This is a genomic window from Brevundimonas sp. FV1ps31S (assembly GCF_058681265.1).
Genome location: NZ_CM178735.1, coordinates 952,733 through 970,611 on the forward strand (window position 1 = coordinate 952,733; position 17,879 = coordinate 970,611).

Below are 17,879 nucleotides of genomic sequence, written 5' to 3' on the forward strand. Positions count from 1 at the left end.
ATCGGCGCAACGTCGACTTTGCTGGATTTGGAACTGCCCGTCATAATTAGCCCACAGCTCAGATTGCCAGCCTGACTTGGGACGACGCGATGGATACGCCATCTGATAAAAAGCGACAGCGTTCGATATCGGCGGTCAACCGTCCAGCCGAGGATCGGGTAGCGGAGGACGCGCAAAACGATGGACTGGATTTCGGCAGGGCAACTTGACACTTGGGGACGTTCGGAAGCCTCGCGCGAGAACTTTCCCAAGATGATCGCCGACCTGATCCGGGCGACGGCGGACCACATCACCGATTTCCGGGTTCCGTGGGGCGAGAGCAGCCAAGTGCGGGGGTACGACGGGTCCGTGACCTCCGAAGGCGCCGAGCCTTGGGTGCCGGCGGGCGAGTCGATCTGGGAGTTCGGTTCCAGCAGCGAAGACGTCGGCCCCCGCGCCAAGTTCGACAAGGACTACAAGTCCAAGACCAAGGCCATTCCGGAGGCTCGGCGCAAAAGCCTGACGCTGGTTCTCGCCAGCGCCCGGCGGTGGAATGACGCCAAGAAGCCCCTGGCGGACTGGATCGCGGAGCAGCGGGCCAAGGGTGACTGGAAGGACGTCAAGGCTTTCGACGGCATTGCCATGGCCCACTGGCTGAGCGAAGCCCCCGGCGTCGCCGCCAAATTCGCCCGCCAGCTCGGCGTCGTTCCGCCGGGCGTCCGGTCGGTCGATCAGTTCTGGGATGAATACTCGCGCCGCTTCGAGACGCCGCTGACCGAGGATGTTCTGCTGTGCGATCGGGAGAATCAGGCCGATGCGCTCGTGGATCGACTGATCGGCGGGGCGGGACCCATCAGCCTCGCGGCGGATTCGCCGGAAGAGGTCATCGCGTTCGCCGTGGCAGCCATCCGCAGGGCCGATCCCGTCAAGCGCGAGTATCTCGACGCCCGAACCTTGGTCGTCGATACCGAGCAGGCGGCGCGGGAACTGACCCGGTCCAACCTAGTGCTGCTGCCGAGGGCCGGCGCGCGCAACCTCGCCTCATCCCTCGCGCAGTATGGCCCGACGCTTTGCGCCGTCGGCGGCGACCTGCCCCAGCGGACCACCGAGCAACTGGCCCGCGCCACGGGCCACCGCATGACGGAGGCCCTGAAGACCATGGGGCTGGATGAGCATAAGGCGGCCTTGGTGGCCCGCGCCTCGGGGCGCAGCGTCACCATCCTGGCCCGAACATTTCCGGCCAACCCGCTGGCACCCAAGCCGAACTGGCACGCCCAGGGTCAGGCCCTCATCCCGGCCTTGCTCGCCGGGGGATGGGACGCCCTGAAGCCGGCTGACATCCAGGTCGTCGGAAGCCTCGTCGCCGACGGATCGATCACAAGCCTGGAATCTGCCCTGCGGGGCCTGAAGCGCATGGATGACCCGCCGATCGAGTTCATCGGCTCCGTGTGGAAGATGCGTGCGCCGGTCGACGCCTTTGTCCAACTCGGCTATCTGATCGGTCCCGAGGATCTCGACCGTTTCCGGGCCGCGGCCACGACTGTTCTGTCCCGCATCGATGCGCCGCCGTCGCCGGACGCCCTTTTCCGGCCCGATCCCGACGCCGACAGCCGGTTCAGCAGTTGGCTGCGCGACGGCCTGACCACCACCCTCCTTCAGATCGCGGTTCTGAGCGAACAGGCGGGACTGCAGATCCCGGGCACCACCCCGAAGGCCTGGGTCGATAGCGTGGTCGCCGAACTGCCCGGCCTGACCGATGACCATCGGCTGATCGCCAGTCTGCGCGCCGAACTGCCCCTTCTCATGGAGGCGGCCCCAGACCCTTTGCTGGGGGCCCTCGAGCGTCTGCTCGAGGGCGGTAAGCTAGCCCCGCTGTTCGTGGAGGAAGAAGGTCTCCTCTCCCCGTCCAGCGATCATGTCAGCCTGCTTTTCGCGCTCGAGACCTTGGCCTGGGATCCGGCCTACCTCGTCCGGATCTGCATTTTGCTGGCCCGCCTTGACGGCATCGATCCCGGCGGCCGGATTGGCAACCGGCCCTTCAACAGCCTTCGCGAAATCCTCGTCGCCTGGGCACCCAGCACCTACGCCGATTCCGCCCTGCGTCTGGCGGCGATCGACGCGGTCCTGCGGAGCGCGCCGGCCACCGGATGGCGGCTTCTCCTTGCCCTGCTTCCCGCCCATCATGACGTAAGTTCACCAACCCAGAAGCCCCGCTTCCGGGAAGCGGGATCGTCGGTCAAACCCTCGCTCACGAACCGGGACGTCGCAGAGATGTTCCAGGCCGTCATTGACCGCGTGCTCACGGGCGCGGAAAACGATCCGGCCCGTCTCGGCGATCTCGTCGACCGGCTGGACCGGTTCGATCCCGACAGCCGGGCTCGCGCGGTGGTGCTCATCGAAGCCTATCTGGCCACGGCGTCCGAGGGCGACCGGGAGCCGCTCTGGACCAAGATCCGCGATCTGCGGAACCGCCACCGGAAGTTCGTGGGTGCTGCCTGGGCGATGCCGGCGGAAGCGCTCGACGATCTCTCTCGCCTCGTGGACGCCTATGGCCCCGCCGACGTCGAGGATCGGATCGCCTGGCTGTTTGACGACTGGTTCCCCGATATTCCCGGCAACGACGATGACGACGAAGGCGTCATCCAGGTGGCGCGCGAAAATGCTCTCGCTCCCCTTCTGGACCGACCGAACGCCCCGCATCTGCTCCTTGAGCTGGCGAGCGGCGTCAAACTGCCGTGGTCTGTCGCCCAGGCCGCCGTGCCTCGACTGTCCGATGTCGCCCAGGCCCTCCCCTTCGTACAGGCGGCCCTCGGCTCGGACGTGGCCGGGGCGCTCGATTTCGCCGCCGCCTTTTCGGCGATGGCGCGCACACGGTTCGAGGCCGTATGGGGCGACGCCCTTCCCCTGATCATCGCCACCGCCGGCGTTCCCATCGACCGGTCGGTAGTGCTTGTTCTCAACTGGCCGGACGAGCCGGAGACGTGGGACTATGTCGAGGGTCTGGGCGGCGACTTCGACGCGGAATACTGGGCGCGCAAACGCCCTTGGCCGCTGAAGGGCGATGAGGCCTCGGTGCTGCGCGCGGCCGGGCGCTATGTGGACGCCGGAAGAGCCAGCGCGGCCCTGGAGGCGACCTCCAGCCGCCTCGACATCCTTCCCTCGCCCGTGGTGCTGAAACTGCTCGACGCCACGCTGGACGAGATCAACCGCGCGGCGCAGCCGGTGGACCAGATGTTCGGCTATCGCGTGGGCAAGGTTTTCGACGCGCTGGACAACCGGGCCGACGTCTCGCTCGACGATATCGCCCGGCGTGAATATGCCTATCTACCCCTTCTCCAGCATTCCAGACGAGCCTTGGCCATTCACGGCCTAATGGCGACCAGTCCCGACTTCTATCTGTCAGTGCTGCGCGAAGTCTTTCCGACCAAGGCGGGCGAAACCGCGGACGCCGCCGACAACGACCCGTCGGACGAAGCGGCGGCTGAACGCCGCAAGGCCCGGGTCAGCGCGGCCTACACCCTGTTGTCCGAGTTCAAGCGCCTGCCTGGCCTGGACGGGACCGCCGTCGATCTGGAGGCGCTTCGGTCCTGGGTGGAGGCCGTCCGCGCAGGAGCCGAGTCGGATCGGCGCGAGGTCACAGATATCTACATCGGCCATATCCTGGCCCATGCCCCGCCCGATCCCGACGGCGCCTGGCCTCATCGCAGCGTGCGCGACCTTCTCGAGGGCCTGAACGCTCCGGAGGTCAGTCAGGGGCTGCTGACCGAGCGCTTCAACATGCGCGGCGTCTTCAGTCGTGGCCTATTCGAGGGCGGCGATCAGGAACGCGCCTTCGCCCGGACGTATCGCGACTGGGCGCGCATAGCTGCGGGATCCCCGAAGACCGCACGACTTCTCGAGGCGATCGCTGCGGACTGGGATCAACGGGCCGAGTACGTCGATATCCGCGCTGAGCAGCAGAAAATGCTGAGCTAACTGCGAGCGGACACCGGTGTTGAGAATCACTCTCACCGCGGAGCTTCAGGCAGCAGTACGATCCGCTTGGCGGATACAAAGGGCGGAGACCAAGGAAACGCAGAAAGCCCGATATTTTGCCTGTGGCCGGAGCAATCCAGGACCACGCTGGAATGCCTGTGACGATGCCCCGCGAGTCCGATAGCAGCATGTGCCTCGACGGCTCGACGACCGCTCAGACGGTCCCAAGCCCGCCGTCGATGAGCCCGGAAGAGTGCACGGCGCGCCCCGAGTTCTCCCAAGAAACACGGATCCAACCTCAAAGCGTCGATTCTCGCGTCTACTCGTCCATCGGAGTACACTGGCGACCACCAGAGAAAGGAGGACGGTCATGCCGGAGAAAAAAGAGAGGAGCCCGATTAAGAGGGCAAGATAAAAGCCGCAAGGTGCGGACGGGGTTGGGGGCTAAAACGGCGAGCATTTTCAATCACATATCACAAGGCGCACAGACGCCGTCACCTTTTCATTGCTTCTATGTCTCTGAAAAGGCTAGCGAAAACGCAGCTTTTTTGACCAGCAACGCATACTCAAGTGCGCTAGGACAGTGCCGACCGGTCAAGGGCGGCTTCGCCGTCGCTGCGCGATTGGCGCGTATGGCGCCCACCCCTGACAGCCCGCCCCTGTCCCGGCGTAGGGCCATCATGCGTTGAGCATGATCAGGTTTTCAGCCTGACTCCAGGCCCACCATTGGGGTCGGCGGGAAGAAATAGAACTCCGGCCTCTTCCAAGGCTTCCTGGATGCGGGCCATGTTTGTGGTGAGGATCGCTCCCTTCCCAGTCTCAAAACGGAGGATCGTGGAGTCGGCTACTCCCGACAACGCGGCGAGCTCTCGCACGCTAATTCTCAATGCCGCGCGGGCCATTCGAACTTGTGACGCATGCAGCATGACCGAAATTCCTTCTTACGTGGCGGAATTTCGTTGACTTGCTCGCCGAAATTCAGTCGAGTGTAGTGGAGATTCCATCAAACTCCACCGTTCAGCACTCACTGAGCGACCGAGCTGCCGCGCGGGAGGTCACGCATGTCTGATGATCAGAGACTCACTTGGCATCGAAACTGGCTTGCTCTGGATGACCAGCACAATCGTCACCTCGATGCGTGGTGCGAGCTGAATGGTGGGCTGGAGCGGCAGCCAGGGTGGTTCGCCCTAACGGACGCTGAAAAGGACGCTGCGCAACATGCCAGCGGCCTGTCCGATTTGGAGGCGCTCCTGCGTATCATGCATCGACGGCTTGTTCGGTCATTGCGCAAGATTCCTACCAGTCCGAGTCGCGACTTCGATGCCGTGTTGGCGAACCTCCGCGTTGCCGAGCGGCTAAGTCCTCCCGAAGAGAACGCGGTGGTCCACGGGATACTGAGGCGAGCGGTTCGCGACCTCGATGCGATCCGAAGGGCGTCATGAGAAATCGGCGGCGCCGCGAGCCAGATAGGGCGCTCGCTCGCGCCTTCGTCAGGAATGCGCGAGCCTTCCACGAGATGGGGCAGGCGGCTAAGGGCCGGGAAGGGTCGTCATCCGCCTACTACGTAGCCATCGCCATCGAACTCGGCCTGAAGGCATATCTCCTGCATCGCGGCTTCTCTGACGATTGGACTCGCGTCTGGCTCCGTCACGATCTTAGCAAGGCGCTCCGCTGCGTCAGGATGCTGGGGTTCGAGGCTGTCCCTGGAGGCATTGCCGAACTCGCTGCCGTGCTCGGTCCGCTTTATGGGTGCGGTGCCCTGCGTTCAGGAATCAAGCCAAGCCTCCCGCTTCTGCCCGAAGTCGTCGATCAAACCATCTGCGACCTTTTGGGCGCGGTTGAGGCCGCGATAGCTATCGTGAACGGGACCGATCAATGAGTCTGCCGCCATCGCAGTTGGACGACGATGACCGCGAGCGCCAAGTTCTTGTTCGGGCGATCCGGCGGCTCCCTCGCCGCCATCGGGATGTCTTCGTCCTCCATCGCTTCACCGGAATGCCTGTGGAGCAGATCGCCGAGCGCCTGGGCATCGAGACCAGAGCGGTCGAAGCGCGTCTGGCAGGGGCACTCGGACGCCTGAGCCGCGCCGTCGAGCAGGCGGGCGATGGAGGGGCTCCTGAATGCGAATGAGGGTCTAGGGCAGGATAGGCTTTGCGCCGGCATTGTCAGACAAACGCCGATCATTAGCCGATGAGCGAGCCAGCGGAGCGCTTCCCCCGCCCGCCTGGAGGCCGCAGTCTCACGGTCGGATGCCTCGGGATTTCTTCGGATTTGGAAAGGAGGAATCGTGACGGCGTAGGAGCGCCCACCCATGTCCCGCCAACGTCTTGAACAACTGCGATACCTGCGGACCGCTGAGGCTGCGGCGCTCCTGCGCCTCTCTCCCCGAACGCTTGAGAAGTACCGCGTGCATGGGACAGGTCCAGCTTATCGAAAGGCGGGCGGCACGGTGCTCTATGTGGTGGACGAACTTATCAGCTGGGTGGAGTCTAGCCGTCGTAGTTCCACAGGGGATGACCAAACCCACGATTGCTAGAGGCCTCTAGCCTCAGCTGCAGCATGTCGAAGCCAGCGAGCTCTCGGTAAGACCGACTCTGACTCATAGCGGCGGTTGGGTAGGTCCGCTTATGGCGGCAGATCTCGCTACGAGGCCAAGCAACCACCTTCGCCGACCAACCGGCCTCCGGTAGTCGGGAGTTTAACCCAAACTACTGATGAAACTGAGAGGCCTTTTTCTGTCTCAACCGACACTGAGCCTAACCGGTGGACAGGGCGCTCATCAATTTTCGGATCCGTGCGGCGAACGTGTCGATGGTGAAGGGCTTCGTGATCATCGACATCTCCGGGCCCAGGAAGGCGCTGCGGTCGGTGGCCTGCTCCGCATAGCCTGTCATGAACAACACTCGAAGCTGCGGCTGGAGTTTGAGCGCCATATCCGCCAGTTGCCTGCCGTTCAAACCGGGCAGACCCACGTCGGTAACAAGTAGATCGACATGCTGGGCACGCAACTGGATTAGGGCGCTTTCCGCCTCGGAGGCCTCCAGCGGCTTGTAGCCGATCTCCGTCAGGACATCGAGAACCAGCAGACGCACCGATGGGTCGTCCTCGACGACGAGAATGGTCTCGCCCTGACCACGAGGCGTAAGCTTCGGCTGATCGTCCTCGGCCGCCGGGACCGAGGCGGCACGCGGAAGATAAAGGTCGATGGTGGTGCCTGCTCCGGGCTCGCTGGCGATTGAGACACCGCCGCCCGCCTGCCGCATGAATCCGTAGATCATCGACAGGCCGAGACCCGTTCCCTGTCCGATCGGCTTGGTGGTGAAGAAGGGGTCGAAGACGCGGTCGATGACGTCCGGCGGAATCCCGGCTCCGGTGTCGTGAACCCGGATGTGAACATAGTCGCCGGCGGGCACGGTCAGGTCCGTATCCGCGCCAAGGCTGACATTCGCGGTCTCCAGCGTTAAGACGCCGCCGTTCGGCATGGCGTCGCGCGCATTGATCGCCAGATTGAGTACCGCGCTTTCCAACTGGTTGGCGTCGCTCCAGGCCGGCCACGTCGCTGTGTCGAGACGCACCTGCAGCCGGGTCTGCTCGCCCAGCGTCCGGGTGAGCAGATCCTCCATCGACGCGACAAGTTCGTTGACGTCGACGGCGCGGGTGTCGAGCGACTGCTGGCGGGAGAAGGCCAGCAGACGATGGGTGAGGCCGGCGGCGCGTTCGGCCGAGGTCGAGGCCGCGTCCATGAACCGGTCGAGATCCTGCGTGCGTCCGTCCGCGATCCGCCGGCGCATGATGTCGAGGCTGCCGATGACCCCGGTGAGCATATTGTTGAAGTCATGGGCGAGGCCGCCGGTCAGCTGGCCGACCGCTTCCATCTTCTGGCTCTGCCGCAGCTGTTCCTCGAGCTGTTTGCGCTGGCTGATGTCACGGCCCGTGAGGAAGAGTTCGTCGTCCTGCCCCGCGCCGCTCCAGTCGATCCAGCGATAATCGCCGTGGGCGTCGCACACCCGGCTTTCGAAGCTCTCGACCGGCCCAAGGTCCCCCAGGCCCTCGATCATGCGTCGCAGGCCGGCCCGGTCGTCGGGATGGATGAAGGCGTCAAAGGCCCGGCCTTCGAAATAGCCGTCCTCGTATCCGAGAATTCGGCCCCAGGCGGGATTGGTGGCGCGCAGGCGCCCGGTGCGGTCGGCGACGACGAGGAGGTCGCGCGACAGGGCCCAGACGCGGTCGCGTTCCTGGGTCCGGGCCTCGACCCGTTGTTCCAGCGTCGCCGCCAGCTCGCGAAGACGGGCCTCGGCCAGTTTGGCGTCCGTGACGTCATAGATCACGCCGACGAAGCGGACGCCCAGCGGGCCGCCGTCGCGGATCAGTTCGCCGCGCCGCGCAAGCCATCGTTCAGCGCCGGTGTCGGCGCGCTGGATGCGGAATTCGGAATAGGCCGACTGCTGTTCCGGCGCGGTCTCAATTGCGAGAATGATCGGCGGTTCGCCCGGCGCCACGACGGCATTGATGGTGCGAACGGGCAGGGCGTCGGCCGGAAGCAGGCCGAGCAGGGCGCAGAACTGTTCGGACACGCTCGCTGTGCCGAAGCCGCTGACATATTCGAAGCTGCCGACGCCGCCGGCGGTTTGCGCGATGCGGAGCTGTTGCTGGACACGCTTCTGTTCGGTGATGTCGCTGAGGACGCCGGTGAACCGCGCGGGCGCTCCGGCCTCATCCAAGGTCAGCCCCCCCTTTGCCAGCACCCAGCGGACGCCGCCGTCGGGATGGCGCAGCCGATACTCGCGGGCGAACACTTCGGCGCCGTGCAGGACCCCGGCGACGGAGATACGGACCCGCATCCGGTCCTCTTCGTCGATCGCGGAAAAGAACGTCGCGGTCGGCATCCCCTCGCGCGCCATATCGCGATCAAGACCGTACAGTTCGGCGAACCGGGCGTCGGCGCGCAGGCGGTCTCCGGCGATGTCCCAGTCCCAGGCGCCGCTGGCACCCTCAAGAGACCGCCCCTCAGGCGTCAGCGAAAACTCAGGAGGCATCGGCGCCGACGATACGCTCGAGGAACTCGGCGATCAGCACCTTGAGCGCCTCGATCGACGGCAGGTCCATCAGCATAGCAATATAGCCGCGGATGTCACGACCGCTGACCGAGAAGTTGATGTAGAGGAAAAGCACCACCCCCGTCGTGCTGGACGGGTCGGTATCGGACAGCTCGAACAGAACCTGGCCATCGCCGCGGATGACCGCCGGCAGGGACATTTCCAGCGGCCGCTTCAGCATATTGGCCATGGTCGCCAGGCAACCGTAGAGGACCACATTGCCGGTCTCGGACAGGGCTTCGTCCTCCATCTCGAGCACGCCGGCCTCGTCCAGCTCGTCGCCGGTCACCGCCCGCACGAGGGCTAGGCTGTTGGCCTCGGGGAAGATGAGCAGGGCGCGGCCCGAGAAGGCGCCTTCGAAGTCCTGGCGCACGGCGACGAGATCGCCGCCTTCCCGTTCGCGGATCAGGGTAGCAGCCACCCGTCGGCTGACGATTTCCAACGCCGGCACCGACAGAAGGACCTGGTGTCCGATCATCTTGCGCAGGCTGGCCGCTGCGCGGCTGACGCCGATGTTGACCAGCTCGGTCAGGGCGTCCTGCTCGAGGTCGTCCAGATATCCGCCGGTCTGGGTCACGCCTTGAGGGACCGCAGTTTGAGGGACGCTCCGGACAGGAAACCGCGGACGCTGTCCTCGGTTACCGGCTTGGCGATGAAGGAAACGTCGGCGTCGCGCGCCCGCGCGATGATCTCATCCTGAACGTTGGCAGTGGCAAGGGCGATCGGCATGGCCGGGTGGGCGGCCCGAAGCTCTTCAGCGAGGTCCAGTCCGTTCCGGCCCGGCATATTGTAGTCGAGGATCGCCAGATCCACTGCGCCATCCGCGATCTGCGCCAGGGCCTCGTCCGCATTACCGGCTTCCACCCGCGTCCATTCCGGCTGCAGGGCCGCGACCGCCTTGCCTAGAACGATCCGGGCCAGCTTGCTGTCGTCGACGATGAGAAGGGTAGTCATACGCGGTTGCGCCCCTTGTTTCCGGGATGGGATGGCAACGTCTTATAAGCGCCACTGAACGGTCTGTCCCGTCAAGTCTCGGGTTTGGCTTCAAACTTTGACGCGAGAAATGGCGTCAACCACGTCTCCAGAGACGGGTTGCCGACATAGCCGACGGCTTTCGGCGCGAAGACCAGCAGGACCTGCAGCACGGCCCCGTGGAGATCCGAACAGGCCGACAGATCGACGGTCGTTTCCGGAGCCGCGATCAGGGCGTTCGCCAGAGGCTCGGCGTCCTCAACCCGGGCCACGCCTGCGATAACGATCCGGTCGGAGCCCACGGCGATGCTCATCGGACGAGGGCCTTTACGTCGAGGACCAGCAGGAGCTTTCCATCGCCAAGCAGGGTGGTGCCGGTCGCGCCCGGGACGGCGGCCAGCAGGCCGGCCAAGGGTTTAAGGACGACATCCAAACGCGCCTGAACGCTGTCAACGCCCAGGGCGAGGCGGCCTTCCGCGCCGTCGACGATCAAGACCGTCAGGCCGCTGTCGGGAGCCGCCGGAACGCCGGGGGACACCAGATCGCGCAGACGGACATAGGGGAGCACGGTTTCCCGGACGACGATCGCGGATCCTAACCGGACGGGCGTGATCTCTTCAGCTCCGATACGCAGTGTTTCCTGAACTTCGGAAAGCAGTAGCCCGAACCGCTCACCCCGCGCCTCTACGACCAGCACCCGCGTCATCACCACGGTCAGCGGAAGGCGCAGCGTCAGTGCGGAGCCTTGGCCCGGCGTGCTGTCGATCGCGATGCGGCCGCCGAGTCCCCTGACGGCCTCACGCACCGCATCCATTCCAACGCCGCGTCCGGAGACCGCGCTGACGTTGGAGACCGTCGAGAAGCCGGGCAGGAAGATGAGTTCCAAAGCCGACTGGTCGCTCAGGCCGTCCAGATCGATGCGGTCGCCAAGGCCCCGAGCCCGGGCGACCTCGCGCAGCCGCGCCGGATTCATGCCGCGACCGTTGTCACGCACCTCGACCTCCACCTCGTCACCGTCCACCCGCGCGCGGATGGACAGGGTCGCCCGGTCAATCTTTTCGGCGGCGCGCCGTTCGACGGTGTCCTCGACCCCGTGGTCGAGCGCGTTTCGCACAAGGTGGAGCAGAGGCTCGTACAGGCCGTCGACGACGCCCTTGTCCGCCTCGACCGCATGGCCCCTGACCTCGATGTCGACGGACTTTCCGAGTTCAGCCGCCAACTGGCGGGCCTGCCGTTCGAGGCGACGCAGGACCGGCGACAGGGGTGTCATGCGAAGGCGCATCACGCCGCGATGCAGATCGGTCGTCAGCCGGTCGATCATGGCCTGAACCCGCGCCAGCTCGCCGTCGGGGTCAGCCAAGCCTAGCAGAGCGTTCTTGGCGATGACGAGCTGGTCCGCCTGATCGGCGAGCGCGTCGACCTGTCGACCATCGACCCTCAGGCTGGTCGAAGCTGTACCAGTCTTGTCGGATGGGACCGCGGTCGGGACGTTGTCGACAGTGTCGCGATCCGTCGACAGGACGATGTCCGCTTGGTCCTTCACCAGACGGAGGGCGTCGGCGACTCCGTCGAGGTCCGCTCCGGACAGCAGTTGGAACTCTAGCCGGCATAGGAAGGGATCGTAGTCGGCCGACAGGTCCGCCGGTCCCGTCGATACCTCCAGGGCGCGGAGGTCGGGCACAGCGCGGGCGATGGCCAGGGGATCGTCGCCCCGGAAGAAGGCCTGGGCGTCGGGGCGATAGCGGGCGGCCGTCAGTCGTCCACGCACCTCGGGATGGCGCAGCCTGAGGCTCTCCACCCAGCCGACATCCGGAGCGGCCTTCGCCAGCGCTCGGTCATCATCATCAGCCCCGCCGAGATATTCTGTGAGCCGCGCCACGAGATGATCGGCGTCCCTGTCGGCGTCGGCGTCCAGCGCGCCCACGCGACCGACGTCCTCCAGCCAGGTGTCGGTGCGATCAACGACGGCGAGAAGCACGTCGATCAGGTCGCCGGTCACCGCGAGCCCTCCCTTGCGAACCGCGTCGAGCACGTCTTCGGCCCAATGCAGCACCCGCCCCATAGGCGCCAGATCGAACAGTCCGACCGATCCCTTCAGGGTGTGAATGGCCCGAAAGGCGCTGTCGATCAGGGCGGCGTCTTCCGGGGTGCGTTCAAGCGCCAGCAAGTCCTGACCCGCGCGCTGCGCCAGTTCAGGGCCCTCGATCAGGAACTGTTCGAGCAGTTCGTCCATCACACCGGCCTTTGATAGACCATCGCATCCGGAAAGCGCCGGAGCTCGAAGGCATCGGAAATCCGGCTCATGGATTCCGTATGTCCGAGGCAAAGGAAACCCCCGGGGACCAAGGCGTCGAACAGATGGCCGACGGCGATCTTGCGCGCGGCGTCGTCGAAATAGATCAGGACGTTGCGGCAGAAGATGACCTCGAACCTGCCGTGGTCGGCCATCGAGGCGCGGTCGATCAGATTGGCGGGCGACAGGCTGATCGATTCCCGGAGGTCATCGATGAGCTGGCGTTGGTGGTGACACGTCGGCTTGAAGTAGCTTTCCAGCACCGAAGTCGGCAGTCGCGACAGGGCGCGGTCGCGGTATTCGCCAGCCGCCGCCGCGGCCAAGGCGTGGCTGTCGATGTCGGAACCGAGAATCTCGACATTATAAGCGTCGACCAGCCGCCAGTTCTCCAGCAGCCACAGGGCGATGGAATAGGGCTCCTCGCCACTGGAGCAGGGGTTGGACCAGATGCGGATCCTGTCGCCCGGCACCTTGCCGCGGATCAGCTCCGGCAGGAGGTTGTCCGAGAGACATTTCAGCTGGTGGTCTTCGCGATAGAAATAGGTTTCGTTGACCGTGAAGGCGTTGACCAAGGCTTCGCCCTCAGCCGGATCGGCGCGCAGCAGGCCGAAGTAGAAGGTGAAGGACTCCGTCCCGTTCGCCTTCATCCGGTCGGCTACCCGCCGCTCGATGTAGTAGCGCTTCTTCTCGCCGAAGATCATGCCGGTGCGGCGATAGAGGAACTCGCAGATCTGCTCCAGGCTCTCGGCGGTCAGGTGGAAGTTCGCCATACCCGGCGTTCCCCGGCTCATCGAGCGCGGACCGCTGAGGCCAGATGGGCGCCGATGTCGCCAAGGTCGGCGATGACGGTCGCGCCGCCGGCCTTGGCCAACTCGCCAGGCATGCCCCAGACAACCGCGGTCTGCTCGGACTCCGCGACGGTCCAGCCACCTTCGGCCTGAAGGGCGGTCATGGCGGTCGCGCCGTCATTGCCCATTCCGGTCAGCAGCACCCCGGCGAGTTTGTCGGCGGGCATGACCTGACGCGCGCTTTCGACAAGACGATCGACGCTCGGATGCCAGCGCCGGCGTTCGTCTTGGGGAGCGGGGAGGGCGAAAATGCCGCCAGCCCGTCGCGACAGGATCATGTCGGCGTCGCCTCGCGCGACCACCACAAGCCCGGGCTCCAGCCGCGTCGCCTGCGCCGCCTCGACCACGCGAAGGCGACAGAAGCCGTCCAGCCGGCGCGCCAGGGAGCCGGTGAAGCTGGCGGGCATGTGCTGGGCGATTACAATCGGCCACGGGAAGTCTTCGGGCAAAGCGCCGAGGACCGCATCGAGGGCGGGCGGGCCTCCGGTTGAGGCCCCGATCACGACTAGTCCGGGCAGATCGCCGCCGGACGGCTGGTCAGAAGGCTCGGGCGGCTGGCGCGCCGAGACGACCGGAGCGCGCGCTGCGCCTTGCGTCTTCATCCGGACGCGTTCGGCCAGCCGATGGGTGCGACGGACCCGCGCCGAGGCCGCCGAGCGCACCGTATCGATCAGCTCGTCGGCGAGGGCGTCGATCTTCAAGGAAACGGCGCCGGTCGGCTTGGCGACGAAATCTACGGCGCCCAAGGTCAGGGCCTCGAGCGTCTCCTCGGCGCCCTCCGTTGTCAGGGCGGACAGCATGACCACGGGGCAGGGGCGCTGGAGCATGATCCGGTCCAGCGTCTCCAGCCCGTTCAGGCCCGGCATGTTGATGTCCAGGGTGATGACGTCGGGGCGGAAGGTCTCGAGCTTCTCCAGCGCCTCGACGCCGTCGCGCGCGAAGGCGAGTTCGAACCCGTCGTCCCGTCCGAAAACGTCCGCGAGCAGACGACGCATCAGGGCGGAATCGTCAACGACCAGCAGCTTGATCACGCGGGGGAGCCGAGCTCCGCAGAAAGGGCGGTCAGGACGTCCGCCTCAGCCTGGTCCAGCAGAGTCCGGGCGTTGGCGATCAGGATCACCGTTCCGTCGGGATTGCGGGCCACGCGGTCGAAGATCGCGCGATCGTCGGCCAACAGCTCCGAGGCCGACGCCAGGTCGGACCGCGGGATGGCCCGGATGCCGGCGACGGCGTCGACGATAAAGCCTGCCTGAAGCGCGCCCCCCGCCGTGACGATCACCTTGCGCGCGCCCGCGGTCGCGCGGTCGGCGCCGAAACGTTTGCCCTGATCAATCACCGGAATGACTCGGCCCCGCAGATCCATCACGCCCTCGATAAAGGCCGGAGCATTTGGAACCCGGGTGAGGGTTTCGGGAGCCGTGACCACCTCGTCGATGTCGGCGATGGGCAGGCCGTAGGTTTCCCCGCCGAGCTGGAAGATCAGGAAGGTTTCAGTGTCCTGCGTCGTATCCACGGCCACCGTCTCAAGCTCCTGTCGGCCATCGGCCATGATCTGTTCAAGCGCTTCGGGCCGGAACAGGCGTTCGGGCGACAGCAGACTGACCACCCGGCCTGATCCAACGCGGGCCAGCGCCTCGATGGCGGCTTCTCCGCCGCCGCGATTGAGCAGGGCGGGGGCGGGGCCGATGGCGCTGTCCGGAATTCGCAAGACGACCTGCAGGCTGTCGACCCGTAACCCCGCCAGGGCGGCGCCGATCCGCAGGACGACCAATTTTCCTGGCGTCGTCGGCGGGACCAGCCCCATCAGGGCGGCGAGGTCCACGACCGGCAGGACGCCGCGGCGATAGGGGGCGACGCCAAGATCGGCGCGCTCGCCATGCGGCAGGGGCGCGATGCCCGTCGGCGTGTTGATCACCTCGACCACGGCAGCGATCGGCAGGCCGTGGGTCTGCCCGGCGACGGTGAAGGTCAGGATTTGCGTCGTCGCCTCGACCTGTTCGGCCTCGGCAGAAACCGAAGTGCCCGCCAGCGGACGGCTCGACGCGCCGCCGGCCCTTGCGGTTCCGAAGGCCGCCAGAAGCGCGGCATCCAGATCCACCACCCGGATCGCTTCACCCTCGGCGACGAATACCGAGGCCTTGCCGTGCCCGGAGGCCTCCATGGCGCCCAGTCCGATGACCGCGTCGACTTTGAGGGCGAGGGGGCGGTCGAGATCCATCACGATCGACCGGGTGGCGGCGGTCGTCGGCGTTTCCGCACGTCCGAACAGTCGCGCCGCCGAAATCATCGGCAGCACGGCGCCGCGCGCGCTCGCCACCCCCTCCACGCAGGCAGGCGCATGGGGCACGCGGGTGACGGCGAGGTCGCGTGCGACCTCACTGATGATCGCGGAAGGCACCGCCATGGTCACGCCATCCACCCGGAACCGGAGCACCTGGACCGACGCAGCATCCGTCGGGGTTCGGGACGCGACCTGTGACGAGCTCATGCCGCGCCGGTTTTCAGTGCGTCCGCGAGCGAGGCGATCTCCTCGATCGCCACCGCGAGGTCTTCCGAGCTTTGGGCCTGTTGCCGCGCGGCGGCGGCAGCCTGGACAGAGGCGCCCGAGGCCTCCTCGGCCGCAGCGGCGATCTGGCGGGTGCCCACGAGCACTTCATTGACCGTCGCCAGGATCGCGCTGGATCCGTCTAGGATCGCTTCAGAGCCGTCGCGAATGTTGGTAAGGTCGCTCTCCACCTCCGCCAGCCGTTCGTCGATCATGCGATTACGTACGACCTCGGCGCCGGCGCCGGCGACAATGGTTTCCAACTCGCGCCGCGAGGCGAGCGTCTGGGCCTGAATGAGCCAGACACGATCCTTGATCCGGTCGGCGTTCTCGCCGGCGTCCCTCGCCAGTCCGCGGATGTCGGAGCTGACCAAGGCGAAGCCGCGTCCCGCTTCCCCGGCGCGAGCGGCCTCGACCGACCCACTGACGGCCAGCATGGTGGTTTGGACGGCCAGCAGGGCTATGCCGTCGACGATCTTGTCGATCCGGCGGCCGAGCGTCTCAAGGCCGCCCAGCAGGGCGATCACCTCGGTGGTCTCCGTCAATCCGTGGGCGACCCCGGCGGACAGGGCGGCTACGGCGGCGCGGCCGTCGGCGACGCGGGTCCGGGTCTCGGAGGCGCGGGTCAGCGAGCGTTCGGCGACATCACGGGCGACCTCGGCCGACCTTTCGATCTGGCTCATCGCTGTGGTGGCCTGCTGGGTCGCGCTGGCCTGAATCTGGGCACCGCGACTGATCTGATCGACCGCTGCGAGGATTTCGGTGGCCGCGCCGGAGAGTTGCTGAACGGCCGCCGAGAGCTCCTCGGCGGACACGCTGACCTGCTCGGCCGCGGCGGCCGCGCCGGTTTCGCCCTGAAGGACATCGCTCAGCCGGGCCAGTTCTTCAGACGTCTGCTGGCTTTGTTCGAGCGATACGGTCTGCTGCTGCACAGCGCGCTGGGCCTCGCCGGCGGCCGCCGCCTGTTCTTCGGCGGCGGAGGCGACGCTTTCGGCCCCCTTCTGCGCCTCGCGCAGCGCGATGTCGGCCTCGATGGCGGAGGTCAACACCGTCTCGGCGTCGCGGGACATGTCTCCCGCCTCCTGCCGCACGGACTGAAGGTCGGTGGAGACCTTGCCGGCGGACGCGGCGCCGTCGGCGGCGGCCTGAGCGGCGGCCTTGACCCGGGTGGCGATGATCTGGACCTCGGAGGCGATGTTGTCCGCTAGGCTCTGGACGTCGCGAGCGCGGGTTTCGGCGGTTTCCGCCAGTGCCCGCACCTCGTCAGCGACCACGGCAAAACCGCGTCCGTTGTCGCCGGCGCGGGCCGCTTCGATGGCGGCGTTCAGCGCCAGCAGGCTGGTGCGGTCCGAGATGTCCGCCACCGCCCGGGTGATCTCCCCGATGGCACCGGCATGCTCTTCAAGAGCCGAGATGGCAGCAACCGCGGCCAGTTGCCGTTCGGCCGTCGACCTCACGGAGGCGATGGAGCCTTCGATCTGGACCGCGCTCTCGGTGATCGCCGTCTGCAGGGCTTCGGTGCGCGTGCGGGCGTCACCTGCACGCGTCCGGGCTTCCCCGAAGGCCTCTCCGAGACTGGCGACGGAGGCCAGGGATTCATGGGCGGCGCCGGCGGCTTCTTCAGCCCCGCCGGCGATCTGTTCCAGGGCGCGGCGCAGCTCTTCCGCCGCGCTCGCGGCCTCGGCGATGCCGCCGGAGAGTTCCTGGGTCGCGGCGGCGACACGCTCGACAGCGGTGTGCCCGCCGCCCGCGAGAGATCTTGAGCCCGCCCGCTTTGGCGCGGGGGGCGCGGCCTTCGGCGTGCGTCCCGCACCCTGACCAGACAAAGCTGTGGTCTTGACCAGCGCCATTCACGAACCTTTTTTTCGAATACCGTCCGCACGCTAGACCATCCCGTCGGGCCGGTCACGGACGTAGACGGCTCATTAGTGTATCACGCTGCCAGACACAGTCACGGAAAGACCGGCATGGGGGATGGACGCCCAAACATCGGCGCGAGCTGCCTGCACTGCCGGGACTTCCGACAGATTAGGTACGTCGCCAATCGGACATGTGCGCGATCATGAGGGTCTGCTTTTCGGCGCACATTGAATGTCCGTTACTGGCGGCTATCTCAGCAGCCGCCTTTTTCAACGAAATCGGCGCAATTCAGAAGTCGATCCGGAGGGTTC

Annotated in this window: 15 protein-coding genes; 5 read left to right on the forward strand and 10 right to left on the reverse strand. The window is 66.3% G+C overall.

The features are described from left to right. Positions 1-252: 252 nt before the first annotated feature. Positions 253-3,954, forward strand: coding sequence for a hypothetical protein (locus tag ACVPT3_RS04430; RefSeq protein ID WP_492042985.1), 3,702 nt, complete (start codon positions 253-255; stop codon positions 3,952-3,954). A gap of 695 nt (positions 3,955-4,649) precedes the next feature. On the opposite strand, the gene ACVPT3_RS04435 is transcribed toward ACVPT3_RS04430, so the two are convergent. Then, positions 4,650-4,880, reverse strand: a complete 231-nt coding sequence (locus ACVPT3_RS04435) for a helix-turn-helix domain-containing protein (protein WP_128115729.1) — start codon at positions 4,878-4,880, stop codon at positions 4,650-4,652. 135 nt (positions 4,881-5,015) lie between these two features. Here ACVPT3_RS04435 and ACVPT3_RS04440 point away from each other — a divergent pair, with 135 nt between their 5' ends. From ACVPT3_RS04440 to ACVPT3_RS04455, 4 genes are all read left to right on the forward strand, one after another. Then, a complete protein-coding gene (locus ACVPT3_RS04440; protein ID WP_492042986.1) occupies positions 5,016-5,396 on the forward strand; it encodes a hypothetical protein in 381 nt (126 codons plus the stop codon). Next, entirely contained in the window at positions 5,393-5,833 is a 441-nt protein-coding gene (locus tag ACVPT3_RS04445) for a HEPN domain-containing protein (protein ID WP_492042987.1), read from the forward strand. The genes ACVPT3_RS04440 and ACVPT3_RS04445 overlap by 4 nt, the downstream gene beginning before the upstream one ends. Then, positions 5,830-6,084: a sigma-70 family RNA polymerase sigma factor gene (locus tag ACVPT3_RS04450; RefSeq protein WP_492042988.1), complete on the forward strand. Its 255-nt coding sequence runs from the start codon at positions 5,830-5,832 to the stop codon at positions 6,082-6,084. Before ACVPT3_RS04445 ends, ACVPT3_RS04450 begins: the two co-directional genes overlap by 4 nt. Positions 6,085-6,265: 181 nt before the next feature. Continuing rightward, on the forward strand, positions 6,266-6,490 hold the full coding sequence (locus ACVPT3_RS04455) for a helix-turn-helix domain-containing protein (RefSeq protein WP_492042989.1): 225 nt from the start codon (positions 6,266-6,268) through the stop codon (positions 6,488-6,490). Positions 6,491-6,710: 220 nt separating this feature from the next. Here ACVPT3_RS04455 and ACVPT3_RS04460 read toward each other — a convergent pair whose 3' ends face one another. From ACVPT3_RS04460 to ACVPT3_RS04500, 9 genes are all read right to left on the reverse strand, one after another. Continuing rightward, positions 6,711-8,990, reverse strand: coding sequence for a hybrid sensor histidine kinase/response regulator (locus ACVPT3_RS04460; protein WP_492042990.1), 2,280 nt, complete (start codon positions 8,988-8,990; stop codon positions 6,711-6,713). After that, positions 8,980-9,627: a chemotaxis protein CheX gene (locus tag ACVPT3_RS04465; RefSeq protein ID WP_492042991.1), complete on the reverse strand. Its 648-nt coding sequence runs from the start codon at positions 9,625-9,627 to the stop codon at positions 8,980-8,982. The genes ACVPT3_RS04460 and ACVPT3_RS04465 overlap by 11 nt, the downstream gene beginning before the upstream one ends. Then, positions 9,624-10,004, reverse strand: a complete 381-nt coding sequence (locus ACVPT3_RS04470; protein ID WP_492042992.1) for a response regulator transcription factor — start codon at positions 10,002-10,004, stop codon at positions 9,624-9,626. The genes ACVPT3_RS04465 and ACVPT3_RS04470 overlap by 4 nt, the downstream gene beginning before the upstream one ends. A gap of 71 nt (positions 10,005-10,075) precedes the next feature. Next, positions 10,076-10,336 carry a hypothetical protein gene (locus ACVPT3_RS04475; protein WP_492042993.1) on the reverse strand — a complete coding sequence of 87 codons (261 nt, stop codon included), beginning with the start codon at positions 10,334-10,336 and terminating at the stop codon, positions 10,076-10,078. Then, positions 10,333-12,255, reverse strand: coding sequence for a chemotaxis protein CheA (locus tag ACVPT3_RS04480; RefSeq protein ID WP_492042994.1), 1,923 nt, complete (start codon positions 12,253-12,255; stop codon positions 10,333-10,335). Before ACVPT3_RS04480 ends, ACVPT3_RS04475 begins: the two co-directional genes overlap by 4 nt. After that, positions 12,255-13,085 (reverse strand): CheR family methyltransferase, encoded by an 831-nt coding sequence (locus ACVPT3_RS04485; protein WP_492042995.1) that lies wholly within the window; start codon positions 13,083-13,085, stop codon positions 12,255-12,257. Before ACVPT3_RS04485 ends, ACVPT3_RS04480 begins: the two co-directional genes overlap by 1 nt. Before the next feature lie 17 nt (positions 13,086-13,102). Then, a complete protein-coding gene (gene cheB / locus ACVPT3_RS04490; RefSeq protein ID WP_492042996.1) occupies positions 13,103-14,194 on the reverse strand; it encodes a chemotaxis-specific protein-glutamate methyltransferase CheB in 1,092 nt (363 codons plus the stop codon). After that, on the reverse strand, positions 14,191-15,651 hold the full coding sequence (locus ACVPT3_RS04495; RefSeq protein ID WP_492042997.1) for a chemotaxis protein CheW: 1,461 nt from the start codon (positions 15,649-15,651) through the stop codon (positions 14,191-14,193). Before ACVPT3_RS04495 ends, cheB begins: the two co-directional genes overlap by 4 nt. Continuing rightward, positions 15,648-17,558, reverse strand: coding sequence for a methyl-accepting chemotaxis protein (locus ACVPT3_RS04500; protein ID WP_492042998.1), 1,911 nt, complete (start codon positions 17,556-17,558; stop codon positions 15,648-15,650). The genes ACVPT3_RS04495 and ACVPT3_RS04500 overlap by 4 nt, the downstream gene beginning before the upstream one ends. Positions 17,559-17,879: the final 321 nt, after the last annotated feature.